Annotated in this window: 23 protein-coding genes; 6 read left to right on the forward strand and 17 right to left on the reverse strand. The window is 64.6% G+C overall.

Annotation, left to right across the window (positions count from 1 at the left end):
• Window positions 1-335 precede the first annotated feature (335 nt).
• Window positions 336-1418 carry a sensor histidine kinase gene (locus tag PKE80_RS10660; protein ID WP_271182447.1) on the forward strand — a complete coding sequence of 361 codons (1083 nt, stop codon included), beginning with the start codon at window positions 336-338 and terminating at the stop codon, window positions 1416-1418.
• Window positions 1419-1588: 170 nt separating this feature from the next.
• On the opposite strand, the gene PKE80_RS10665 is transcribed toward PKE80_RS10660, so the two are convergent.
• Complete coding sequence (locus tag PKE80_RS10665; RefSeq protein WP_271182448.1) at window positions 1589-1735, reverse strand: hypothetical protein; 147 nt, start codon at window positions 1733-1735, stop codon at window positions 1589-1591.
• Window positions 1736-1929: 194 nt separating this feature from the next.
• Between PKE80_RS10665 and PKE80_RS10670 the strand changes: the two genes are divergently transcribed.
• The gene (locus PKE80_RS10670) at window positions 1930-2268 is read left to right on the forward strand and encodes a DUF6481 family protein (RefSeq protein ID WP_271182449.1); all 339 of its coding nucleotides are present in this window, start codon (window positions 1930-1932) and stop codon (window positions 2266-2268) included.
• A gap of 518 nt (window positions 2269-2786) precedes the next feature.
• Here PKE80_RS10670 and PKE80_RS10675 read toward each other — a convergent pair.
• Window positions 2787-3218 (reverse strand): hypothetical protein, encoded by a 432-nt coding sequence (locus PKE80_RS10675; RefSeq protein WP_271182450.1) that lies wholly within the window; start codon window positions 3216-3218, stop codon window positions 2787-2789.
• A gap of 142 nt (window positions 3219-3360) precedes the next feature.
• Between PKE80_RS10675 and PKE80_RS10680 the strand changes: the two genes are divergently transcribed.
• Window positions 3361-4320, forward strand: a complete 960-nt coding sequence (locus PKE80_RS10680) for a homocysteine S-methyltransferase family protein (protein ID WP_271182451.1) — start codon at window positions 3361-3363, stop codon at window positions 4318-4320.
• A 66-nt stretch (window positions 4321-4386) separates the two neighbouring features.
• Here PKE80_RS10680 and PKE80_RS10685 read toward each other — a convergent pair whose 3' ends face one another.
• From PKE80_RS10685 to polA, 3 genes are all read right to left on the reverse strand, one after another.
• Window positions 4387-6969, reverse strand: coding sequence for a TonB-dependent receptor (locus tag PKE80_RS10685; protein WP_271182452.1), 2583 nt, complete (start codon window positions 6967-6969; stop codon window positions 4387-4389).
• Between the two features lie 324 nt (window positions 6970-7293).
• The gene (locus PKE80_RS10690; protein WP_271182453.1) at window positions 7294-8448 is read right to left on the reverse strand and encodes a mechanosensitive ion channel family protein; all 1155 of its coding nucleotides are present in this window, start codon (window positions 8446-8448) and stop codon (window positions 7294-7296) included.
• A 194-nt stretch (window positions 8449-8642) separates the two neighbouring features.
• On the reverse strand, window positions 8643-11486 hold the full coding sequence (gene polA, locus PKE80_RS10695) for a DNA polymerase I (RefSeq protein ID WP_271182454.1): 2844 nt from the start codon (window positions 11484-11486) through the stop codon (window positions 8643-8645).
• A gap of 279 nt (window positions 11487-11765) precedes the next feature.
• Here polA and PKE80_RS10700 point away from each other — a divergent pair, with 279 nt between their 5' ends.
• Window positions 11766-12092: a hypothetical protein gene (locus PKE80_RS10700; RefSeq protein ID WP_271182455.1), complete on the forward strand. Its 327-nt coding sequence runs from the start codon at window positions 11766-11768 to the stop codon at window positions 12090-12092.
• A gap of 73 nt (window positions 12093-12165) precedes the next feature.
• Here PKE80_RS10700 and PKE80_RS10705 read toward each other — a convergent pair whose 3' ends face one another.
• The 4 genes from PKE80_RS10705 to PKE80_RS10720 all read right to left on the reverse strand — a co-directional run bounded on the left by PKE80_RS10705 (window position 12166) and on the right by PKE80_RS10720 (window position 17119).
• Complete coding sequence (locus PKE80_RS10705; RefSeq protein WP_271182456.1) at window positions 12166-13227, reverse strand: serine hydrolase; 1062 nt, start codon at window positions 13225-13227, stop codon at window positions 12166-12168.
• Window positions 13228-13553: 326 nt separating this feature from the next.
• Window positions 13554-15197, reverse strand: a complete 1644-nt coding sequence (gene groL, locus PKE80_RS10710) for a chaperonin GroEL (RefSeq protein WP_271182457.1) — start codon at window positions 15195-15197, stop codon at window positions 13554-13556.
• Between the two features lie 39 nt (window positions 15198-15236).
• Window positions 15237-15524: a co-chaperone GroES gene (gene groES, locus PKE80_RS10715; protein WP_271182458.1), complete on the reverse strand. Its 288-nt coding sequence runs from the start codon at window positions 15522-15524 to the stop codon at window positions 15237-15239.
• Between the two features lie 176 nt (window positions 15525-15700).
• On the reverse strand, window positions 15701-17119 hold the full coding sequence (locus PKE80_RS10720; protein ID WP_271182459.1) for an MATE family efflux transporter: 1419 nt from the start codon (window positions 17117-17119) through the stop codon (window positions 15701-15703).
• Between the two features lie 88 nt (window positions 17120-17207).
• Between PKE80_RS10720 and PKE80_RS10725 the strand changes: the two genes are divergently transcribed.
• The gene (locus PKE80_RS10725) at window positions 17208-17639 is read left to right on the forward strand and encodes a c-type cytochrome (protein ID WP_271182460.1); all 432 of its coding nucleotides are present in this window, start codon (window positions 17208-17210) and stop codon (window positions 17637-17639) included.
• The gene (locus PKE80_RS10730) at window positions 17636-18070 is read left to right on the forward strand and encodes a nuclear transport factor 2 family protein (RefSeq protein WP_271182461.1); all 435 of its coding nucleotides are present in this window, start codon (window positions 17636-17638) and stop codon (window positions 18068-18070) included. Before PKE80_RS10725 ends, PKE80_RS10730 begins: the two co-directional genes overlap by 4 nt.
• Window positions 18071-18170: 100 nt before the next feature.
• On the opposite strand, the gene PKE80_RS10735 is transcribed toward PKE80_RS10730, so the two are convergent.
• The 8 genes from PKE80_RS10735 to PKE80_RS10770 form a co-directional block, all read right to left on the reverse strand.
• Complete coding sequence (locus PKE80_RS10735) at window positions 18171-18773, reverse strand: hypothetical protein (RefSeq protein WP_271182462.1); 603 nt, start codon at window positions 18771-18773, stop codon at window positions 18171-18173.
• Window positions 18774-18924: 151 nt separating this feature from the next.
• Window positions 18925-19299, reverse strand: a complete 375-nt coding sequence (gene rplL / locus PKE80_RS10740) for a 50S ribosomal protein L7/L12 (RefSeq protein ID WP_008829397.1) — start codon at window positions 19297-19299, stop codon at window positions 18925-18927.
• Between the two features lie 87 nt (window positions 19300-19386).
• The gene (gene rplJ / locus PKE80_RS10745) at window positions 19387-19899 is read right to left on the reverse strand and encodes a 50S ribosomal protein L10 (protein ID WP_008829398.1); all 513 of its coding nucleotides are present in this window, start codon (window positions 19897-19899) and stop codon (window positions 19387-19389) included.
• A 310-nt stretch (window positions 19900-20209) separates the two neighbouring features.
• Window positions 20210-21376: a low temperature requirement protein A gene (locus tag PKE80_RS10750; protein WP_271182463.1), complete on the reverse strand. Its 1167-nt coding sequence runs from the start codon at window positions 21374-21376 to the stop codon at window positions 20210-20212.
• A gap of 83 nt (window positions 21377-21459) precedes the next feature.
• Complete coding sequence (locus tag PKE80_RS10755; RefSeq protein WP_036528466.1) at window positions 21460-21687, reverse strand: helix-turn-helix domain-containing protein; 228 nt, start codon at window positions 21685-21687, stop codon at window positions 21460-21462.
• Complete coding sequence (locus PKE80_RS10760; protein ID WP_271182464.1) at window positions 21687-22232, reverse strand: DUF2975 domain-containing protein; 546 nt, start codon at window positions 22230-22232, stop codon at window positions 21687-21689. The genes PKE80_RS10755 and PKE80_RS10760 overlap by 1 nt, the downstream gene beginning before the upstream one ends.
• 24 nt (window positions 22233-22256) lie before the next feature.
• The gene (locus tag PKE80_RS10765) at window positions 22257-22424 is read right to left on the reverse strand and encodes a hypothetical protein (RefSeq protein ID WP_156799875.1); all 168 of its coding nucleotides are present in this window, start codon (window positions 22422-22424) and stop codon (window positions 22257-22259) included.
• 184 nt (window positions 22425-22608) lie between these two features.
• Window positions 22609-23715 carry a hypothetical protein gene (locus tag PKE80_RS10770; RefSeq protein WP_271182465.1) on the reverse strand — a complete coding sequence of 369 codons (1107 nt, stop codon included), beginning with the start codon at window positions 23713-23715 and terminating at the stop codon, window positions 22609-22611.
• Between the last annotated feature and the right edge of the window lie 277 nt (window positions 23716-23992).

Below are 23992 nucleotides of genomic sequence, written 5' to 3' on the forward strand. Positions count from 1 at the left end.
AAAAGCCCGGTCGATTGCGCCCGGGCTTTTCTGTTTCAGGCAGGGGAGAAGGACGAAGAGAAAATGCGAGGGCCATCGCCTCCGCGCTCCCGGGACTCGGCGACGTTGCGCCCGCAGACAACTTTGGCCGATTTCGGAATGACGGCTAACCGGGCGAGAGGATCAGATAGCTGCCTGTCAACTTGCGCCGCATGCTGAACGTCTCGAAACAACCGTCCGGACCCAAAAGCGATAAATGCCACACTTTGCGCCCCCTCGATGCCACTCAATGAGCTAGCAAAGCGACCATCAACCGTTTAGAGGTAAATTCTTTACGGATCGGCGGTCGATACATCGTGGGCGAACATCAGGACAAGCAATCGCAAGTCGAAGATAAGCTTGATGATCTGATTGATAATCCAAACCTAGCTGATGCGCTGGAAAGCGATCAATTCAAGCAGTTTCTCGATCAGGTGCCGATCGCGATAGCAGTGGCGGAGCTGGAGCCGGAAGAACGGCTGGTCTACGCAAATCTCGAGTTCGAGCGTATAGCTGGCGTGAGCGCTGAGCGTATCACAGGCAATCGCTGGGACGTCTTAAATGACGTCGGATCAGCGGTAGAAGATGGCGTTCCTCTGGGTATCGCAGTGATCGCAGGTCATGACCATCTCGGAACCTTTGTGTTTAGCAATGGCGAGTGCGCGCGCGTAAACATCTGGTCAAATGTGATCGAGGGTGATGCGGGACCGGCATTCCGCCTAGTGGCTCTCGCTCCCGCGTCCACGGGGGACGCCTACGCGGATACCACCCTTCAGGAGCAGCTGGCCGAGAAGGATGTATTGCTTCAAGAGTTGCAGCACCGGATCAAAAATAACCTGCAGATGGTCACAGCGCTAATCCGGCTCGAAGCGCGCAATGTTCCCAAAGATGCAACCACCGAGCGGTTTGAGACGCTGGCGGGCAGGGTTGAAACCCTTGCTTTGCTGTATCGCACCCTGTCGGGACAAGACGTTGGCGACGAGGTCGACCTCGGCATCTTTCTTTCGCAGATTACCAGCTCAGTGGTTGCAGCGCACGCGAACGAAGGGGTTAGGTTAGACCTGAAGGTGGACACCTGGCCCGTGTCTATCGACGTCGCGATGCCCACGGGCCTAGTAGTCAACGAACTGCTCACGAATGCGCTCAAGCACGCGTTCGTAGGTCGAGATTCCGGGACGATCACGGTACACAGCCTGATTGATGATACAGGCTGCCATGTGATTGTTGCGGATGATGGCGTTGGTTTGCAGTCTCCTGAGGACTGGCCTCCACGCGGGAAGCTTAGCTCCCTGATTGTTCAGTCTCTTCGCCAGAATGCGAAGGCGGATCTGAACGTTCAATCGGCGCCGGGCGAGGGCATGCGCGTTACAATCAGCTTCAAGCGCGCGAATGCTCACTGACACCCCAACCAGGGTTGCCGCCCAAACTGGTCGCGGCTGCGAAGCGAGCGTCGATAAAGCTCATTCGCTATTAGCGGGACGTGGGGAGAGTCCACGGAGCGTAGCCATCACGGGTACGCCAAGGTTCGCTGTTCCCGGCGCCCACCAAATCCCCTGGCTCCCCGACCTCGTCAAAGCAGCTCCAGCCTGAACGCCCGGAAATTTGCCCCGGTTACGATCCTACAGCGCAACTGGCTGGCAAACGGGCGAGGATACTGCTCGGTTCCGGTAGCGAGTATCTGGTCGATCTGCGCGGCATCGTCGATGAGAGCGCCCATGCGAGTTGAGAGCAATCCCATTCCGGATTCCTGCACATGAGATCGCCGATGTTAAACTGCCACGCGTATCCGTACCCGGCAATTCGGCATCATTGAGAACAAAGGGGCTTTCTGCTATCGACCTTCACCTCGACGTAAAGCGCTGCACTTCGATTGGCGGCGCCCTATCTAAATTCAACGTCCAAGGATAAACATTGTCTTCCTACAAAGCGCCCTCTTTTCAAGACCGTATTGCCGCAGCCGGATCGGCCAGACAAAAGGCTCTGGATGCACTCAGAGCTAAGCCGCCAGTTGACGCGGCACTGATAGCGGAGCGACGCCGGGCGCAGGAAGTTCGGGATGAGGCAGATGCAAAGAAGCGAGCCGCCAAAGCTGAGGCGCTGGCTTTAGCCAAGGCGGAAAAAGCAGAACGCAAAGCCGCTGAGGAAGCCGCCGCAGCGCTCAAAGCCGCCAGGCTGACACCCGCCGGCGCCGCCGAAATGAAAGCAGCACGGGACGCACGATACGCTGCGCGCAAAGCTCGAAAGAAGTAAGGGATATCGGGAGCTGACCAAGCTGGTCGATGCCTGATCTCGCCAGACGTCTCGCGGACGATCTGGTGTTATCGGATCCAGAGTGTGTTCTCTGAGCGGGTAGGGAAAGCGAAGTCCTCCGAGGAGCCACCTCGAAGTTCGAGCGATTTGAGTAGGCTGGCGCGAGCATCGGTCATCAGTTCAAACTGAATCGGTTTACCGGTCTTTTGCTGTGCGACCGTAGCCCGTGTCCGAATTTTCCGATCGCAAACGATACCACTGACCCTGACCTTTGCCAGATCGCATCCGCGAAGCTTGCTGTCGATAGCGAGGTCAAAGAGGGCCCGGCTGCGGCCCCTCCCATGCTGATCGAGAAAGAAACGGATCGCTCAAATCTGGCGGGGTTTGAGCGCCCGCTTCGCTCCAACCTTGCGTCCGATGTTCCACGATACCCGATCGTATGGCGCGAGCAGCGGGATCAAACTCTGATAATCCCACGACACATCTCCTGTGGCCCACACGGCCATAGATAGAACGCTTCAGACAAGGCGCCGACCCATTACACTCCGTTTGGCTTCCGCGCCGTGCTTGAGGTCGTTCACGATCAGTGTCGGCTGTAAGGCGCCATCGACATGTAACCGGGCGGAAGCGCCCGCTATCACAATCCGCACGTGCATCCACCGACCGGCTTCGAGATCTACATATGTCTCGTACTTACCGGGTGTCTCGGCGCGCAATCTCTCCCATGGATGTTCGGGGGGAGAAATGTACTGGACAGCGTGGTTGCGGCGCACCTGATCGTCAGCCCGTCCGTTTGTCGGACGTAGATAAATTGCCTCCAGCTTTTCTTCATCCTGTGCCCGCAATGCCATGCCCACAAAGCCTCGCGCCGTGGCGCTAGCCGTGGAGTTTGGAGAGCCGCTGATCCAGGCTTCGAACACTCCTTCGCCGAAGTCGCGCGTATCCAGCATCACCAGACGATCAAGACCCGAGACAGGCATTAGCTTGCAGCGCGGGGCACCGCCTTGTCACCTTGCGCCTCCACCGGATTACGCTTCTGGTCCCCACCGCGATCAGATATGTTCACACCACCAGTGAGGGGGAGTTCGCCGAATGGCCGGGTTTGCTCCGCAGCAGCAGGGTATCTTCTACCTGACCGAAGGCGGACAGGAGACCGAGATCCAGTACCGTCACGGGCACGACCTGCCCGAGTTCGCCATGTACCCGCTGCTCGACGATCCGGCGGCAATGGCGGACCTGAAGGCGATGTACGAAGCCGTGCTCGAGGTCGCGGCGCGCCATGGCTTCGTGGCGATGCTCTCCGGCCTCGACTATCGCGGCAGCCCCGACTGGGGCGAGAAACTGGGATACTCGCGCGATGGCCTCGCCAATGCGCTCGAACGGTCCATCGCCTTCCTGCGCGATGTTGCCGAACCTTACCGGGACCGGCTTCCCGGCCTGCTCATCGGCGGCCAGGTCGGCCCGCGCGGCGATGCCTATGCCCTCAACCGCACGATCACGGCCGAGGAAGCCGAGGACTACCACGCCTTCCAGCTGGAGGTCCTGAAGCGCGCCGGGGTAAATTTCGTCTGGGCCGCGACCTTCAACGGCGTGCCCGAGGCCATCGGCGTCGCCCGCGCCGCCGCCCGCATCGGCTTGCCGCTGGGCATCTCGTTCATGCTGGACGGCGATCACCGACTCAAGTCGGGCGTCAGCCTGAAGGACGCGATCGAGACGGTAGATGCCGAGGCCGGGAGTGCGCGGCCGGACTATTACGGCATCAACTGCTCGCACCCGATCGAGTTCGAGCCTGCCTTCGAGGCCGGCAACTGGGCTTCTCGTGTGCGCAGCCTGCGGCCCAACGCCAGCGCCCGGGACAAGATCGAACTGTGCTCGATCGGCCATCTGGAGGAAGGCGATCCCGTCGATCTCGGCGACCGCATCGCGGCTTTCGCCGGGCGCCATCCTCAGGTGGACATCTTCGGCGGCTGCTGCGGAACCTGGGACAAGCACCTCGACCAGATCGCCGGCCGCGTCCGCGAAGTCCGGCGCGAAGTCCGGGCACAGCCATGAAAAAGGGCGCCCCGGCCGAAACCGGGACGCCCCCTCTCCACCGATCCGCGCCAATGAGAGCGGGTATCAGAACTGCATGTTGATCGAGCCCGAGATTGTGCGCGGTGCGCCGATATAGGCGTAGATGGTCGAAGTCGGATTGATGCCCGCATCATCGAAACCGCCGACGTAGAACTTGTCGAACAGGTTGGTGACGTTGAACTGCAGGTAGGTCTTCTCGCCCAGCCCCAGAAACCCGGCGTTGAGGCGCGCATCGAGGTTGACGGTGGTGTAGGCCGGAACCTTGGCGCCGTACACTTCGACCCCGGCGGTGGTGTAGACCGCCGAATTGGAGTCGTTGTAGTACCGCGCGCCGGTGCGCTTGGCCTCGAGCCCGACCGACAGCGGGCCGAACTCGCCCTGCACGCGGCCGCCCAGGGTGTACTGGGGGACGGCGCCCTCCATGTTGCCCTTGGTGGCGTAGTAGTAGGTGTCGCCCGCCGCCGAGCAGCCGTAGGCGCCGATCGGGTTGAGCGTTCCGGTCACCGCATTGGTGGTGCTGCCGCAGGTGCCGCCGGCGACGTCCTCCTTGATCTTCGACCACAGGTACGAATAGAACACCGAGGCCGAGAAGTGGCTGTCCGGCCGCACCGCAAGGCTGGCGTCGATGCCGTAGCGCTCGACCTTGCCGAGATTGGTGTAGATCGAGGTCTGCGAGTCCGGGTCATAGGCCGAGGACAGGCGGTTGCTGAAGATCGTGTACCAGCCGCCCAACGATCCCTGCAACATGCCGCTCTGGTAGCGCACGCCGACGTCGAAGTTGTCGGTGGTCTCGGGCTTCGCCGCCGATGCCCCGCCCGAGTAGAACGCGTTATAGAGGTTATCGGTGCCCGGCACCTGGATGCCCTTCGAATAGTTGGCGAAGGCGGTGACGGCCGGGGCGATATCGAAGGTAGCGCCGATGTTCGGCAGGGCGCGGGTATACGAGAAGGTCTTCTGCATGGCGCCAACGTAATTGGTGCCGAGCGAGGTCAGGTAGGCCTCGTAAGTCGCCTGATCCTCGGTATTGGTGCTGAAGCACGAGACGCTGCCGCTGGCGCTGGTGGTCAGGCAGTTCTGCGTGAGGTTGCGGCGCAGGTTCTTGAGCGCAAGGCCCGCGTTGATATGCAGCGCGCCGAACTCGCCCGAGTACTCGCCCGAGATCTGGTGCAGGATCGCATAGGACAGGCGATCACGCTTCTGCAGGACGTTGCCGCTGGCATCGACGAGCGGGTTGTCGTCATTGAAGTAGGAAGAGGCGAAGCCGTTGCTGTTCACGTAGCCCAGTTCGCCGGTCTGGTGGTGGCGGCCGCGATCCCAGGCGTAGGAGACGCGGAAGCGCTGCGTGTCGCTGAGGTCGTAGATCAGCGAGGCGAGGACGCCGAGGCGCCAGGTCTCGGTCTGGCTGGGGGCAGAGAGGAGCACGGTGTCGAGCGTGTCGCCGTCGCCGTTGAGGTCGACGCCGCCGAAGTACGGGGTGCCGCCGATGTAGCCGCTGATGGCAGTGCCGCCCGCATTGAACGAACCTTCCTTGGCCGAGGCGGTGCCGCCGCCGTTGGCCGAGGTGTACTGGAGGTAGGGATCGACGGTCAGGGTCAGGCGGTCGCTCAGCGTGAACTTGGAGTTCATACGGATGTTCCAGGTGCGCGACGGGTTGTAGCGCCACTCCCACGAAGCGCCGCAGGTGGTCGCCGCATCGGCCACGCCGGTTACGCCGTCGGCCGCCGAGCAGGAGTCGAGCGAGTAGTCGTCACGCTCGGCCTTGCTGGTCGGGAAGCGGCCCGAGCTGCTGGAATTGACGCCGGTGTTGTTCGGGTAATCGTCGGTGACGAGGCGGACCGAAGGATAGTAGTTGTTGTGGTTGACGTTGTAATGCCCGGCGATCGAGATGAAGTCGCCATTGTCGCCCAGCGGCTGGTAGATCTTGGCGTTGAGCTGGGTCTTGTCGATCTTGCCGATGCCGCCGTAGGCGACGTCATAGGTGTCCTTCGAGGCCGCGAACCAGGCGCGGGTACCGGACGAGTTGAGGTCGCCGGTGTTGATCATCCCGAATATGCGCATCTTGTTGTAATCGCCCAGCGTGCCGACCATGCGCGCGCCGAATTCGTGTTCGGGCACGATCGAGCGATAGTTCACCGTCGATCCCGAGGCCGAAGCGGTGGGCGAATCGACGTCGGTGGTGCCAAGGTTGACGTTGACCTGCTCGATCAGCTCGGGGTCGAGCATCTGGTTCGAGTAGATCGCGTAGTTGCCGGTGTCGTTGAGCGGGATGCCGTCGAAGGTCTGCGAGATGCGGCTGTCGTCGAAGCCGCGGATCATCAGCGTGCCGCCCGAGGAGCCGTAGCCGTCGTTGTTCTGGAAGCTGACGCCGGGCATCATGTTGATGATGTCGTCCACCGACTGCCCGGGAGTCTGGCGGGCGATCAGCTCCTGCGTCATGACCTGCTTGGCCTTGGGGGTGTCGGGAATCTTGAGGCCCGCGATGGAGTTGTCGACCTTGCCGGTGACGACGATCTCGGAATTCTCGAAGTCGAGCGAGCCGGTCGACTGTGCACGCGCGGGGGCGGAGCCGAGCGCGCAAGCGACGGCGGCGCTCGCCGCGGTGGCGGCGAGCAGGCGATACTTCTGCATGTGAAACACGACCTCAAGCTGGCCCCTCGCGGGGCGTCAATGGCGCGGGATCATCCCGGTTGAGGAAGCACAATCGTCCGCCAACGGCTGTCTTCGATGGCAGCCCGTAATCCGCTGCCGGGACCGGCATAATCAAAGCTATGTGACGGTTTCAAGACACACTGGTGCGCGAAAGCATCGCGCGGGCACCGCTGTGGCGCGCTCGCCACATTTGTTGCAGGCGTGCTGATGTACAGCTGAAATATATCGATAAGGCCTACACAGCGCGACAAACGAAGCAGCACCGTGCCGCCCAGCGCCTCGGTTCGAATCGCTTTGGTGTGGTCAATGGGGCGATCGTGACTCGCTACCGTTGCCGTTCGCCATGCTACCGGTCAGCGCCTCGACCATGGCGGGCGCCGGGCTGAGTTCCATTGGCGCGACGTGCAATTGGCGGCGGCGGGCGATGGCCTCGGGCTGCTCACGGCGGATCCAGTCCATCATGCCCTCGCGGATCTCGCAGCGCAGGTCAAACAGGGTGGGGCCGTCACGCGCGCTCATCAGCAGGCGTACCTCGAGGGTGGCATCGCGGCAGTCTGTGACCTGCAGGATCTGTGCGCGCTGGTCCCACAGGCGGTGGGCCTTGATCTGGCGGGTGTATTCCTCACGGATCGGGCCGATGTCCACGCCCTGGTCCAGGTACAGGAACACGGTGCCGAGCAACTGCGAGGTGGTCTTGGTCCAGTTCTGGAAGGTATCCTCGAGGAAGCGATTGGAGGGGACGACAAGGCGGCGGTCGTCCCAAAGGCGCACGACGACGTAAGTCGTGCGGATGTCCTCGATACGGCCCCATTCGCCGTCGAGGATGATGACGTCGTCGATCGAGATCGGCTCGGTCATCGCCATCTGGATGCCCGCGATGAGGGCCTTCAGCGCAGGCTGCGCAGCGGCGCCGACGGCCAGCGCGGCAAGACCGGCCGAGGCCATCAGGGTAACGCCGATCTCCTTCACCCCGGGGATCGAGGCGAGCATGCCCGAGATCGTCAGGAACACGATCAGGAACGTGCCGAGGCGGCTCATGATACCAAGACGCGTGCGGCGGCGGCGGGCGTTGCGGTTGTTCTCGACGGTGATGTCGGCCCGCAGGATCATCGCCTCGATGAAGGCGCGGAAGATCGCGATGGCCACCCAGCCGGTGAGGAGCGGCATGACGAAGGGGGCGAAGCGCTCCCACACCGCATCGAGCGCCGGGGCCTCACGCGCGGCGAAGACCACGCCGATGGAGACGAAGGCCCAGCGGGTAGGCCGTTCGAGCCGGTTGACGACGAGGCCGTCCGCATCGCTGGTGCTCCCCCGAGCCACCCGGACGAGGACGCGGAACAGCACGGCGTGGATCACCAGTGCAAGCACCACGCCGATCAGCCCGGCGAGGATGGCGACCACGGGTCTTTCGGCCCAGTTCGGAAGGCCCGCGATGTGGCTCTCGATGAAGTCGATCATGGGGAGCAAACGATGCTGCAGTGCAGCAGTTTCGCAGGCGGTCGCATCAGTCGGGCGTTGCGCCGAGAACCCGCCCTTCGAGAAGCTCAGGGTGAGCGGGGTTTAAGGGCTATCCCCGAGTGAGCGAGACACGGGACGTCCCCTGAACCCGCTCAGCCTGAGCCTATCGAAGGTCCCGAGGCGGGGCGCAAGGCTCAGTGCGCCGCGCCCCAGCTCTCGCCGTGACCGATCTCGATCCCCAGCGGCACGTCGAGCGTCACGGCGGGCAGCGCCGCATCCGCCATCACCCGCTCGATCACCGGCGAGGCCGCCGCGACGTCGCCCTCGGGCAGTTCGAAGACGAGTTCGTCGTGCACCTGCAGCAGCATGCGCACGTTCGGCAGGCCCGCCTCGACCAGCGCCGGGGTCATGCGCGCCATCGCCCGCTTGATGATGTCGGCGCTGGTGCCCTGGATCGGCGCGTTGATCGCCGCGCGCTCGGAACCCTGGCGCTCGGCCTGGTTCTTGGAATTGACGCGCGGGAACCACGTCTTGCGACCGAACAGCGTCTCGGAATAGCCCTTGGCGCGCACGCTCTCCAGCGTCTCGTGAATGTAGCGCTGGATGCCCGGGAAGCGCTCAAAATAACGGTCGATCATCGCCTGCGCCTCGTCCGATGACGTGCCCAGACGCCCCGCGAGGCCCCAGCGCGAGATACCGTAGAGGATCGCAAAGTTGATTGTCTTGGCCCGCCCGCGCGTGTCGCGATCGACCGTTCCGAACATCTCCATCGCCGTGCGCGAGTGAATGTCCTCGTTCGCCGCGAACGCTTCCTTGAGGCTGGGCACGTCGGCCATGTGCGCGGCGAGGCGCAGCTCGATCTGCGAATAGTCGGCGGCGAGCAGGACATTGCCCGGCTCGGCGACGAAGCAGTGACGGATCTGGCGGCCGATCTCGGTGCGGATCGGGATGTTCTGCAAGTTCGGGTCGGTCGAGGACAGGCGCCCGGTCTGCGCGCCGACGAGGCTGTAGCTGGTGTGGACGCGGCCCGTCTCCGGGTTGATCGCGGCCTGCAGCGCCTCGGTGTAAGTCGAGCGCAGCTTGGAAAGTTGGCGCCATTCCAGCACCTTGGTGGCGACGATCTCGCCCTCGGCGGCCAGCTTTTCGAGCACCGACTGGTCGGTGGAATACTGGCCGCTCTTGCCCTTCTTGCCGCCCCTGTAGCCGAGCTTGTCGAACAGGATGTCGCCGAGCTGCTTGGGGCTGCCGATGGTGAATTCCTGGCCGACCTTCTCGAAGATCTCCTTTTCCAGCGCGCCGATCGCCTCGGCGAACTGGCTGGAAAGACCGGACAGTTTCTCACGGTCGACCTTGACCCCGTGGCGCTCCATTTGCGCCACGACCGGGATCAGCGGGCGGTCGACGCGCTCGTAGATGCGGGTTCCGCCTTCATAGGACAGGCGCGGTTTCAGCGCAGAGTGCAGCCGCCAGGTGACGTCGGCGTCCTCGGCGGCGTACTGCGTGGCGCGGTCGAGCGGAACTTCGCCGAAGGGGATCGCCTTCTTGCCGGTACCGCAGATTTCCTTGAAAGTCATCGTGGTGTGGCCAAGGTGGCGCTGCGAAAGCTCGTCCATGCCGTGGCCGCCGCCGATACCCTCGATCTGACGGCCGGCATCGAGGCAGAAGCTGACGATCATCGTATCGTCGATCGGCGCCACCGCTATGCCGTGGCGCGCCAAGACGTTGAGGTCGTACTTGATGTTCTGGCCGACCTTGAGCACCGCATCGCTCTCCAGCAGCGGCTTCAGGCGGGACACAGCGGCACCTAGCGATACCTGAACGGGCTTCTCCGCGAACATATCGCTGCCACCGTGGCCAAGCGGGATGTAACACGCCTCGTTCGGCCCGACCGCGAGGCTGATGCCCGCCAGGTCAGCCCGCATCGAGTCCAGCATCGAGGTCTCGGTGTCCACCGCGACAAGCCGCGCGGCGAAGGCCTTGGCGATCCACTCGTCGAGCTGCGCCTCCGTCGTCACGCACGCGTAGGCATCGCGATCGATCGCGGGCCACTGGGGCAGCGATTGGCGCGCAGCGCCTTCGGTCGGGCGGGCGGCGGCTATGATCGTCGCCTTCGCCGGGTTCAGCTGCGTCGCGCGCTCGGGGCTGCCGTGGCCGGTGTCGAGGCGCTTCAGGAGGCTGGTGAAGCCGTGGGTGGAGAGGAATGCCGCCAGCGGCTCGGGCGGGATCGCATCGAGCTTGAAGTCGTCAAGCGCCATCGGGAGGGTGCAGTCTTCCTTCAGCGTCACCAGCACCTTGGACAGGCGCGCCTGCTCGGCCTGCTCGATCAGGCGTTCCTGAAGCTTGGACTTCTTCATCTCCGGCGCGGCGGCGAGCGCGCTTTCGAGATCGCCGTAGTCTTGGATCAGCTTGGTCGCGGTCTTGGGGCCGACGCCGTAGACGCCGGGGACATTGTCAACCGCGTCACCCATCAGCGCGAGGACGTCGCCCACCTTCTCGGGGGGAACGCCGAACTTCTCGATCACTTCGGGAATGTCGATGCGCTGGTTCTTCATCGTGTCGAGCATGTCGACGCAGCCGCCGCCGATGCCGCATTTGCCGACCAGCTGCATGAGATCCTTGTCCGAGGACACGATCGTCACGTCCCAGCCCTTCGCCGTGGCGGCGCGTGCGTAGGAGGCGATGAGGTCGTCTGCCTCAAGGCCCGGCTCCTCGATGCAAGGCAGCGAGAAGGCGCGCGTCGCGTCGCGGATCAGCGGAAACTGCGGGACCAGATCTTCGGGTGGCGGCGGGCGGTTGGCCTTGTAATCCACGTAGATGTCGTTGCGGAACGAATGGCTGCCCGCGTCGAGAATCACCGCCAGATGCGTCGGGCCATCGGCCTTGTTAAGATCCTCGGCCAGCTTCCACAGCATCGTCGTGTAGCCGTAGACCGCGCCCACAGGCGTGCCCACCGGGTTAGTGAGCGGCGGCAGGCGGTGATAGGCGCGGAAGATGTACGCCGAGCCATCGACGAGATAGAGGTGCTGCTTGGAATCCATGCCGCAACCCCTAGAGCATTCTGAAGTCGGCTGGAACAGCCGACGGCTCGCAGAATGCGGCAAACAAGAGCATATGGACCATCAGCTGAGTCAACCTGATCGGATGATGATCCGGCAACGCTCATTTCTTCTCCGCACAGGAACCGTTCATGTCCGCAGGTGTTTTCGCCGAGCGCTTGAAACGCCGCAGTGTGCCTCGTAACCACGGGTCTGAGCCCGTCGAAGAGGCTCACGCGGCGTTTTCGCCGACGGGGTAACTCGCAGAAAGAGGGATTGAATATGCGCAAGATCGTTTTCGTTGCTGTAGCAGCAGTGGCCGCCATGTCGCTGGCCGCCTGCTCGGAAAAGACCCAGGACGCCGCCAGCGAAGCCGCTTCGTCGGCCGGTGACGACCTCTCCGACACCGCCTCGGACGTGGGTGATGCGCTGGGTAATGCCGGCGCCACCGCATCGCAGGCCGCCAACGACACCGCCGATGCCGCCAAGGATGCTGCCAAGAGCGCCGAGAAGACCACCGATGACATCGCCGCCGACGCCGAGAAGGCCGCGAACGACGTCGCCAAGGAACTCGACGATCACACCGACGGCAACCCGCACACCAACTGATCTGTCGGATCGAAGAAACGGAAAAGGGGCCTTCACGGCCCCTTTTTTGTGTCCTTCGCCGTAGCCCGGAGGCTCAGCGCGCCGAGGCGCTGCGCGGGTAGTTCGGCCCTTCGGCCTGATAGCCGTTGTAGATCGTGCGCGCGATGTTGGCGATGCGCGTCTCGCGCCCGGGGCGACCGCCCTGCCCGGTCACGTAGATCGCAACCGCGAAGACCCGGCCATCGGGCGTCTGGATGATGCCGACGTCACTGGAGGTGTTGTTGAGCGAGCCGGTCTTGTGGGACACCTCCACCCCCGCAGGCAGTCCGGCCGGAATGCGGCGCTTGCCGGTCAGGCAGCGGCTCATCGCGCCGAGCAGGACATTGCGGCTCGACGGGCTCAGCCACTTGCCCTGGTAAATGCCCGAGAGCAGGTTCACCATGGCCTTGGGCGTGGCGCTGTCGCGCTTGTCGACGACGCGGGCGGGATCGATGGCGCCATCGTCGCGCACCAGCGTCGCGATGTCGCGGTCGATGTGCCAGTCGTCGATCCCGGCGCGCTGAATCCAGGCGTTGACTGCCTTGGGACCGCCGATGACCTTCAGCAGTGCGTCGGTCGCGTAGTTATTGGAGCGCGTGATCATCAGCTCGATCAGGCGCGTGGCAGACATGTACTCACCCGGCCGCACCGGTGCGATCGCGCTGGAGAACGGCGCCGAGCCGACCGGAACCATAAGCGGAAACTCGCTCGACAGGCTCCACTTGCCCTTGTCCACGCCTTCCAGGAAAGTCGCGGCGATGGCGATCTTGCTGGTGCTGGCCATCGGGAAGCGCTGGTCGCCCAGCACGTCGACCATGCGGCCGCTGGCGAGGTCCATCGCGGCGACGCCGATGCGGCCCTGCGAGGCATTGGCGACGGCTGCAAGCTGCTGGCCGAACGGCGAATTGTAGGTACGCGGCCCGCGCTGGTCCGTGCCGAAAATATCGTCGAAGCTGTTCTGGACCTGCACCACCTGCTCGGTCGGGCGGGAGAGCGGATCGATCTGCTCTGCCTGCGCGCCATGCGGTGATGTGACGGCCGCGAGCATCGTCGCAGCAGCGAAAAAGCGTCCGGCGCCCTTACGGCACCGCGCGAAAAGTCGGTCTGCCCCGGTCATGCAGCCCACACCCTACCTTCGTCCATATTCCCAAACGGTTAACGTTCCAGCGACGAAACGCCAGAGTCCAGCGATGAGTTGCATTGGACGTGCGGCGATTTCCCAAATGCGCACTTTCCTTTCACGCAGATGAACGAAGTTTACGCAGCCCGGGCCTTTGGGGGCTTCGACAAGTCAGCCTGAGCGGGGTGGATGTCTGCACTACCTCCGCTCACCCTCCGCTTGTCAAAGGGTCGGGCGCAGCGAAACCTCGCCAGAGCAAACAAAAGGGCCGGGAGATCGCTCTCCCGGCCCCTTCGATGTGCTGACGCTGGGTCAGGGCTTCATCAGAAGCCCATGTCACCCATGCCGCCCATGCCGCCGGGCATGGCGGGCATTGCGGGCTTGTCGTCGGCGCGCTCGACGATACCGGCTTCGGTCGTGATGAGCAGACCGGCAACCGACGAGGCGTCCTGCAGCGCGGTGCGCACGACCTTGGTCGGGTCGATGACGCCGGCGGCCTTCAGGTTCTCGTAGACGTCGGTGGCGGCGTTGAAGCCGATGCCTTCGTCCGCCTGGTCGAGCAGCTTGCCTGCGACGACGGCGCCATCGCTGCCGGCGTTCTCGGCGATCTGCTTGACCGGTGCGGTGATCGCCTTGCGGACGATGTCGACGCCGCGGGTCTGGTCTTCGTTGGCGCCCTTGAGGCCTTCGAGAGCGCGGGTCGCGTAGAGCAGCGCGGTGCCGCCGCCGGGGACGATGCCTTCTTCAACGGCAGCGCGGGTCGCGTGGAGAGCGTCGTCGACGCGGTCCTTGCGCTCCTTCACCTCGACTTCGGTCGCGCCGCCGACCTTGATGACGGCAACGCCGCCGGCCAGCTTCGCAAGGCGCTCCTGCAACTTCTCGCGGTCGTAGTCCGAAGTGGTGACTTCGATCTGCGCGCGGATCTGCTCGACGCGGCCCTTGATCTCGTCGGCCGAACCGGCGCCGTCGACGATCGTGGTGTTGTCCTTGTCGATGGTGACCTTCTTGGCCTGGCCCAGCATGCCCAGGGTGACGGTCTCGAGCTTGATGCCGAGGTCTTCCGAGATCATCTCGCCGGCGGTCAGCGTGGCAATGTCGCCCAGCATGGCCTTGCGGCGATCGCCGAAGCCCGGAGCCTTGACGGCAGCGATCTTCAGGCCGCCACGCAGCTTGTTGACGACGAGCGTGGCCAGAGCCTCACCCTCGATGTCTTCGGCGATGATGAGAAGCGGACGGCCCGACTGCACCACGGCTTCCAGGATCGGAAGCAGCGCCTGCAGCGACGACAGCTTCTTCTCGTGGATGAGGATGTACGGGTTCTCGAGTTCGACCGTCATCTTCTCGGGGTTGGTGACAAAGTAGGGCGAGAGGTAGCCACGGTCGAACTGCATGCCTTCGACGACGTCGAGTTCGAATTCGAGACCCTTGGCCTCCTCGACGGTGATCACGCCTTCCTTGCCGACGCGCTCCATGGCTTCGGCGATCTTCTCGCCGACTTCCACGTCACCGTTGGCGGAGATGATGCCGACCTGGGCGATTTCCGACGAACCGGCAACCGGGGTCGAACGCGCCTTGAGGTTTTCGACGACCTTGAGGACGGCGAGGTCGATGCCGCGCTTCAGGTCCATCGGGTTGGTGCCGGCGGCAACCGACTTCATGCCTTCGCGCACGATCGCCTGGGCGAGAACGGTCGCGGTGGTGGTGCCGTCACCGGCCTTGTCGTTCGCCTTCGAGGCCACTTCGCGCAGCATCTGCGCGCCCATGTTCTCGTACTTGTCCTTGAGTTCGATCTCCTTGGCGACCGACACACCGTCCTTGGTGATGCGGGGCGCGCCGAAGCTCTTCTCGATGACGACGTTGCGGCCCTTGGGGCCGAGGGTCACCTTGACGGCGTTGGCGAGGGTGTCGACACCGGCGAGAATGCGCTCGCGGGCGTCACGGCCGAACTTTACGTCCTTGGCTGCCATTTTAGAATTCCTTCAAAAAACAGATGGTAGGTCGGATGCTCAGGCGATGACGCCGAGGATGTCCGATTCCTTCATGATGAGCAGGTCTTCACCAGCGACCTTGACCTCGGTGCCCGACCACTTGCCGAACAGGACGCGGTCGCCGACCTTGACGTCGAGCGGGGTGATCGTGCCGTTCTCGGCGCGGGCGCCCGAACCGACCGAGACGATTTCGCCTTCAGCGGGCTTTTCCTTGGCGCTGTCGGGGATGATGATGCCGCCGGCGGTCTTTTCCTCGGCTTCAACGCGGCGCACGAGAACACGGTCGTGCAGCGGGCGGAAAGTCATTGGGGTGTCTCCCTAGATCCAACGAAGTATAAAACTGGACTTGGCACTCAGTGAAGGAGAGTGCCAACGGCGGAGATATGGTCCGGTGCCATGGGGCCGTCAATGGGGACTTCGCAGAAAAAATTTATCTGCCGTTCAACTTCGCGGCGAACTGGTGCGCCCGGTAGATGATCGCTCTATGACACTGCGACAGTCGGCGCAGAGATAGGCATCGACCGTTCGGGCACAAGGCCGAATCGATCGCGCCAGTGCCAGCGACCGAGCAGCAGGATCGCCGCGACCGTCAGGCCGACCGCGAGGCCGATCCACACGCCCACGCCCTTGAGCGGCGTGAAGAGGCCCAGCACAACCGAGGTCGCGAAGCCTGCCAGCCAGTAGCCGACGATGGCGATCAGCGCGGGAATCCGTGTGTCCTGCACACCGCGCAGCACGCCAGCGGCGATCGCCTGCACGCCGTCGGTCAACTGGAATATCGCGGCGATAAAGAGATACTGCACCGCCAGCGCGACCAGTGCCGCATTGGCAGGCGCGGACACGTCGACATAGGCGGAGATGATCGTGCGCGGAATCAGCAGCATCGCCAGCGCGGACAGCCCGACGAAGCCGAGGCCGATCGCGATCGCCACCCATCCCGCGCGCGCAATCGCGTCACGGTCGCCGGCGCCGTAGTGATAGCCGACGCGGATCGTCGCGGCCTGGCCGATGCCGAAGGGCACCTGGAAGGCGAAGGCGGCGATCTGCAGCGCGACGGTGTGCGCGGCCAGTTCGACCTCGCCGACCAGTCCCATCAGGAAGGCGGCGCCGGAAAACAGCCCGCCCTCCGCGATCAGGGTCGCCGAGATCGGCAGGCCCAGCCGCAGCATCTGGCGCAGGCGCTGCCATTCCGGCCGCCAGAAACGCCCGAACACATGGAAGCGGCGCAAATTACGGTCACTACGGATGGCGACCACGTACGCCAGTACGGTGACGCAGGCCGTGATCGTGCTGGCCAGCGCCGAGCCGGTGAGGCCGAGCGCAGGCATGCCGAGGTTGCCGAACACCAGTGCATAGTTGCCCAGAGCGTTCACCCCTATCGACAGCGCGGTGATCACCGTCGCGAAGACCGGCCTCCCCAGGGCGGATACGAACGTACGCAAGACGTTGGCCACCGCCATCGGGACCAATGCCAGCGAGATCACGCGGATGAAGTGCCCGGAAATCGCCGAGACACGAACATTCTGGCCGGTCAGCAGCATAATCTGCTCACCGAAGAAGCAGATCCCCACCGCCACCAGCCCGAGCCCGAGCGCCAGCCACAATGCCATGCGGGCGGACCGCCGCACCTCGCGCACCGAGTTGCGGCGACGTCCGATCTCGGCGGCGATCAGCGGGGCTACCGCGCCGGTCACGCCGTTAAGACCCATCATCACCACTGCGACAATGGCGACTGCGAGGCTCGATGCCGCCAGCGCCTCCTGCCCCAGCCGCGCTACGAAGATCACGTCGACGGCGAAGACCGCCATTTGCAGCATATTGGCAAGCGCCAGCGGCCCGGCCAGCCGCAAGGTCGCGCGCAATTCCTCGCGCAAGGGGTGGTTGTCGCTTCTCTCCCGCATCGCGGCGGGCGATAGATGCTGGTCGGGATAAGGGGAAGCGATTTCCTCGGTAGCATTCCGGGCTGGCGCCGATGTATGACCCAGGCCTATGAAGCAGATCGCAATCCTCGGCGCCTTCGCGCTGGTCGGCGCACTCGCGGGGTGCGGCGACAAGGCCCCGGAACAGTCCTCCGTCAGCGCCTCCCCGGCCGCCACGGCATCACCGACCGCTGCGTCGTCCACCGTGACCGACCCGGCGCCGATGGCCTTTGCCACCTGCCGTTCGTGCCATTCGACCGAGCCCGGCCAAAACGGGATCGGACCGACGCTGCATGGCATCGTCGGATCGAAGGCAGGCGCGGTGGAGGGCTATGCCTTCAGCCCGGCGCTGAAGAACGCGGGGATCACCTGGGATCGCCAGAGCCTCGACACCTGGCTGCAGGGGCCGATGAAAATGGTCCCCGGCACGAAGATGGTGCTGCCCGTCGCCGATGCGCAGAAGCGCAAGGCAATCATCGGTTATCTCGAAACGCTGAAATGACGCCCGACGAAGCCCTTGCCCTTGCGGAAATCCAGCAGCATCTGGCTCGCTGCACGCAGGCCGGAGATGCGCGCAAAGCGGACGCTTACGCGGATTGCTTCACGACGGACGGCGTTCTGGAACTGGCGCATGAGACGATCTGCGGGCGCGAGGCGATTCGCGCGTGGATGAGCGGACCATCAGTGATCCCCGCTCCGGCAGACGGCACGCCGGGTTTCGTCAGCCACCATCTGACGACCTGCCACGTCGAATTCACCACCTCCAAAGAAGCGGCTGCGCGGACCTACTGGCTGGTGACGAGCGCCGCCGGGCTCGACCACAACGGCTTCTACCGCGATGACCTGCGCCGAGAGGACGGATGCTGGCGCATCGCCCGTCGCCGTCCGCGCACGCTGTGGATCAGCCCGGCGAGCGTACTCCACCGGCGCTGACCGACCGATCGCCAAAGAAGAGGCCCTTGCGCGTATAGTCGCGCAAGGGGCTGTCGGCCGACGTCCAGGGACCGGAACGTCGCGGGGATGCGAGATCAGGTCAGACCTTGCGTCCGGGCGGCGGGGCCTGCTCGGCCGGAGCCTCCGCCTTGGCTTGAATGGCCTGCGAGGGTGCGTTGGCCGCATCGCAGCCATCGGACGCAGCCTGCGTCATTTTCGGCTGTGTGCCCGATCCGTCCGAGCTGTAGGAAACCGAGCGCGTGCAGCCGCTGGCATCGGTGCTCGACGAATAATACGTCACATGCGCGCCCTTGGGCATGTCGCCGACCATCGTGAGACCCGGCATCGCAGCACCGTCCGCGCTCGCCGCCGTCACTTGCTGTTGCATACGGGCCGCCTGCTGCTGCATGAGTGCCGCGCGCTGCATCATGGCGTTCATTTGCGCGTCCATCATCGCGGAGATCCGGTCCATATGCGCGAAGGGGTCGGCCATGACCGGCATGTCCGCCTGCTGCATGACATCGGCGGGCACGAACTGCACCTTGGGCGCAACGTCGCCGGTGTACTGGACGTGGACGACGGTGCCGTCGGGCGCATCGACCTTCATCGTGTGCAACCGGGCACTGGCGGCCTCGGCCGCTCCGGCGCCAAGCAGGGCGAGCACGGCAGCGCCGACGAGGTACTTCCTGGGGGGCATTCGCATTGGCGATGTTCTCCTTCGTGACTCGACCCTTTGCGGACGCGAAGCTGCCTCCCCGAAGCTGAACGCAGGATTACGGAACCGGAACGCAAAAAGGGCGGCGCCTTGCGACACCGCCCTTTCCGTTATCTGCCCGGAAGAACCGGGAAGAAGATTACTTGAGCTCGACGGTGCCGCCGGCTTCTTCGATCTTCTTCTTGATTTCTTCGGCTTCAGCCTTGGTCGCGCCTTCCTTGACGGCCTTGGGAGCGCCTTCGACGAGAGCCTTGGCTTCAGCGAGGCCCAGACCGGTGATGGCGCGGACTTCCTTGATGACGTTGATCTTCTTGCCACCGTCGCCGGTGAGGATCACGTCGAATTCGGTCTTCTCTTCAACGGCTTCGGCAGCGGCGCCACCAGCGGCCGGGGCAACTGCGACAGCAGCAGCGGCGCTGACGCCCCATGCTTCTTCGAGAGCCTTGGCGAGGTCAGCGGCTTCCAGAACGGTGAGCTGCGACAGTTCTTCAACAAGCTTGGCGATATCGGCCATGATTATAACTCCTGATCTGTGGTCCACCGTGGGCCTCATGCCCGGCGGCGGAATAAATCGTAAGAAACGTTCTGCTTAAGCGAGCGCTCAGGCAGCCTTGTCGGCGTAGGCAGCGAAAACGCGAGCCAGCTTGGCCGCCGGAGCGGTCTGCAGCTGGGCGATCTTCGTCGCCGGAGCCTGAACGAGGCCGATGAGCTTGGCGCGCAGTTCGTCGAGCGAGGGCATCGAGGCGAGAGCCTTGACACCTTCGGGGGTCAGAACCTGCGAACCCATCGCGCCGCCGACGATCTCGATCTTGTCGGTCGTCTTGGCGAATTCAACGACGGCCTTGGCGGCTGCAACGGGGTCCACCGAAGAGGAGATACCCGTGGGGCCGGTCAGGAAGTCGCCGATACCGACGTAGTCGGTGTCCGCGATGGCAAGCTTGGCAAGACGGTTCTTCGCAACCTTGTAGGTCGCGCCCGCATCACGCATCTTTCCGCGCAGGGCAGTGGACTGGGCCACCGACATGCCGAGGTTGCGGGTGACTACCACCGCGCCGGCCTCTGCGAAAACCGCGTTGAGCGAGGCGACCGATTCGGCTTTCTGCGAACGATCCATGCCATACTCCTTCACAATGGCCACGAAAGGCGAACCCCCCGTAGCCGGCTACGTATTGTCCGGGGCGCTTGCAGCACCTCGGGCGAGTCCGTCGAAGGGGAAGGAGTTCTCGTGCATGACCTTTGGTCGAAACACGATGTTGGCACCACGCTCGAAGGAGTGGGGCCGGGTGATTTCCTTGTCCCCGTCTAGGCTGCGAATTAAGAGGGGAACCCTCAGCAGCTGTCTCGGACGGATGACAGACGGGAATCACCCCATCAGTCGGAGCGGGCCAATGGCGGATTGCCGGTTCTGAGTCAAGGCCGGACGGTCAGGATTGGCGGCATTGTACCTGGCTGCGGGCGACGACGGCGAGGATGGTGATGAGCGCCATCGCGGGCAGCGCCCAGTGCCCGATGTGCCCCGCCGCGATCACAGCCACCGCGAAGACGAGCAGGCCGTGACGCCACGGTCCCGTCAGCACCAACCGGTCGCGCACGAACCACAGCGCCACCATGTAGACCGCCAACGGTACCGCGACGGCAAGGTTGCTCGCCAGCATGGGGGCGTGGTGGCCCTGCCCTGCGGCATTGTCGATGGCGACCGCAAAGCCCGCCCCAGTTGCGGCGCCGCCTGCGTATATCAGCGCATGAGCGTAGCTCCAGTTGAACGAGCTGGAAAAGCGCTCCTGATCGAGCGGGCCTTCTTGCGAGAAATAGAGCCACCACATCGCAAAGGTGATCGCCAGTGCGGAAAGGGCCAGGACGATCAGTTCGGCCGGGTGTCCGCCCGGCGCATCGGCATAGGTAAATGCGGCGGCGCTGGAGAGCAGCACTTCGCCCAGCACGATGATGACGAACAGCCCGTGCCGCTCGGCAACGTGGTGGTGGTGCCAGGGCGTCTTGCCGCGCGCTTCGGCTATGACGGGAACGGCCATCTCCATCACCGCTCCCAGCACGAACAGCCCGGCCACCGCGCCGAACCCGGACGGGCGCAACACCAGCAGCGCGAGCGTCCAGTACAGCTGCGTCACCGCGATGCCGACCGCATAGCTCACCGCCGTCGCCCGGTGGCGCGGGTCTGAGCGCGCGGCGATCAGCCAGAACGCCACCATCGCCGCGCGCATGACGATGTAGCCGACGATCACCAGCGTCAGGCTGCCGCCCGCGAAGACGCGCGGAACTCCGGCCGCCACCGCCAGCGCCCCCGCCATGATGACACAGGTGATGAGACGATAGACCGGCCCGTCGCTGTCGTAGGCCGAGGCGAACCAGGTGAAGTTCATCCAGGCCCACCACGTCGCGAAGAAGGCCATCGCAAAGGTCGCCAATCCCATCACCGCGTGGCCTGCCGCGACCGCATGGTGCAGCCCTTCGGCGGCGCTGGCCACGGCGATGACGATGACGAGGTCGAACAGCAGTTCGAGCGGCGTGGAGACGCGGTGCGGTTCATGCGGATCGCGGGCGCCGAACGGTCGCCAGCTACGGGTCTTGGTCATCTGTGCGGCGGGGCCCCTGCTGTTTGGTCGATGACCTTAGAGGCGAGACCACCGGGGCGGCAAGGCCCGCCGTGGCCCCGGGATCAGGGCGCCTCGTAGCCCAGCAGATCGCCCGGCTGGCAGCCCAGTTCGCGGCAGATCGCCTCCAGCGTGGAGAAACGGATTGCCTTGGCCTTGCCGGTCTTGAGGATCGAGAGGTTGGCGAGGGTGATGCCGATCCGCTCGGCCAGTTCGGTCAGCGTCATGCGGCGGGCGTGGAGCAGGTCGTCGAGCTTGACCACGATGTTCGTGCCTTCCGTTTCGTCGCCCATCACACCATCCCTTCGAGGTCGGCGCGCATCTGGGCGCCCTTGCGGAACACGCGAGCGAGGATGAACAGGATCAGCATGAGCAGCAGGCCGTTGCCGTCAACGCCGCCGATCACTTCCAGGTCGGTATGGCCCTGGCCCTTGGTGAGCGCGTTGATCCACGCACCCATGCCGGACATCGGCAGGCCGACCAGCTGCACCGCGAGCGTCAGCCAGGCCATCTGCGTGAGGCGCGAGGCGTTGTCGGGCACGAAGGGATCGCCTTCGCCAACCGTATCGACGATGCGCTTGAGGAGCTGGAAAAGGCGCAGCAGCAAGGCGCAGAGCAGTGCCGCCAGCAGCAGGACGCCCGCGATCGCCCAGAGGAAAGGTCCGGTCGGCACGCCCTCCAGATGCTCCGCCAGCGCGGTGCTTGCGGGTCCGTGGAAGATCGCCAGCAGCGGCGCCGCCAGCAGGCTCGCGCCCATGCCGAGCGCCAGGACCGCCATGAGAAACCATAGAACGCCCTTGGCAATGGCGAGGAGCGGGTCACGGGTGATCGTGTTCATCGTCTGGTTTCCTTCCCGTCCGGATCACATGAGCGCGGGGACGACCCGCGCTCCGATGACGATCACTTGCCCGTGGGCCGATGCCTCGGCGGGGGCCGTGACGGTGGGGAGCCAGAAGCCGGCCAAGAAGAGCGTGGCAAGGAGCAGCGAGAGCAGAGGCGGTGCCATCCGGTGCGTGTCAGGGCGGATCATTGTTCGTTCTCCGATATGCTTGATATCGAAATTCAATAAATCCAATTCTGCATATCGTCAATCAATAATATCGAAAAACGATATGTTGCCGTTGGCGCGCAAAAAAGGGGCGGCTCCGGTCTGGAGCCGCCCCCGTTGGGGCTCGACCATGTCGCCGGGCGTGACAACCGGCGGGCCGGGCCGGTCAGGCGTCGGTAAGCTCCCGGTTGGTTGCAGGGGTGGAGGCCCCGGGAGTCTTGATCGACGGCCTGTAGGTGCGGAAGTCGAAGCGGTTTCCAGCCTTGCCCTCGGCTTCCAGGCTCTCGCGATGCTGCAACTGAAGACGCGCGCGGCGCAGGCGGCCCTTGCGCGAGGTGAACGGGTTCCCCTCGTCAGGCTCGGCGGCGGCCATGGCGTCGAGCAGTTCGTAGCGCTCCTCTGCCGTCTGCGGCAGCGGCGAGGCTGCAAGGATCGCCGTGGCCGAATTGCCCGCGATCACGCGATCACGCTGTACCGGAGCGCGTTCGGCGACGATGGGCTCGGCGACTGCAGGCTCCACTGCCTCGACCACGGGCGCGGGGGCGGGAACCGGTTCGAGCGTGCCCACCGGCTCAAGCGGCTCGGGCGCATACTCGGCCTCCTCGTAGACCGGATCGGAGCGACGGCGGCGCATCGCGGCGATGCCCACGCCCGCCACGCCAAGCGCGGCAAGAATGCCGGCGACTTCGGCCACCGGGAAGCCATCGCCGTCGGTGGTCGGCGGCGCTGGCTGGGCGGCAGCTGGCGGAGCTTCGGCGCGCGCGGGAGCCGGAGCTGCAGGCGGAACGGAACCTTGAGCCAGCGTGCCATCGCCCGCAGTGCCGTTATCCTGAGCGGTCGGGACAGTTGGCTGCACCGGCGCGGCGCGTTCGGCGCGCGGCGCGGCGGAAGCGCGGGTCGTGCTGCGCGTCCGCGCGGCCGTACTCGACGGTTCGGCTGCAGCCTCATCCGGCGTGGCGGGCGGCGGCACGTCAGGCAAAACCACAGTCTGCTGCTGGGTCGGCGTCACCGAAGTCGGCGCCGTGCCTGCCGTGGTCGCCGTGTAGGTGGGTACATTGAGCGGCGCGGACGCTTCAGGCGGCAGCGTGACGGTGGGCTCCGTCGCCGGTGCGCTGGCTGGCGGCGTGACAGTAGTTTCCTGCGGCAGTGACAGCGAAGGCGTCGTCGCGGGAGCCTGCACTTCCTGCGCAGCGGCCGGGATTGCGGAAAGCGCGAGGACAGCGGCAATCGCGGTCAGTGCGCTGGGCGAGCGGGGGACGGCAAAGTGTATCATACCGGAAACAATGCGCGCCCTGTGCAAAAGTCCTTTCGCAAGTGCGGAATACGGGACGGGCCGACCCGTCACCTGCGACGAATTGATGCTTTCGGCAAGAACACGGTTTTCGGCGGATTTACGCCAGATTAACGGCATTAGCCCGCTCTCGCCGTTTGACACCCCGCACCCCGGCTCCTATATGGCGGCCTCGCTCGATCGCTTCGAGCAAGGCATGTCCATGCGCGGGGACATGCCCGGGAAGGAGGCGATCGGGATTTCATCCGACGTGGAAGGC

Origin of the sequence: Novosphingobium resinovorum (assembly GCF_027922145.1) — a bacterium.
Classification (GTDB): Bacteria; Pseudomonadota; Alphaproteobacteria; order Sphingomonadales; family Sphingomonadaceae; genus Novosphingobium; species Novosphingobium resinovorum.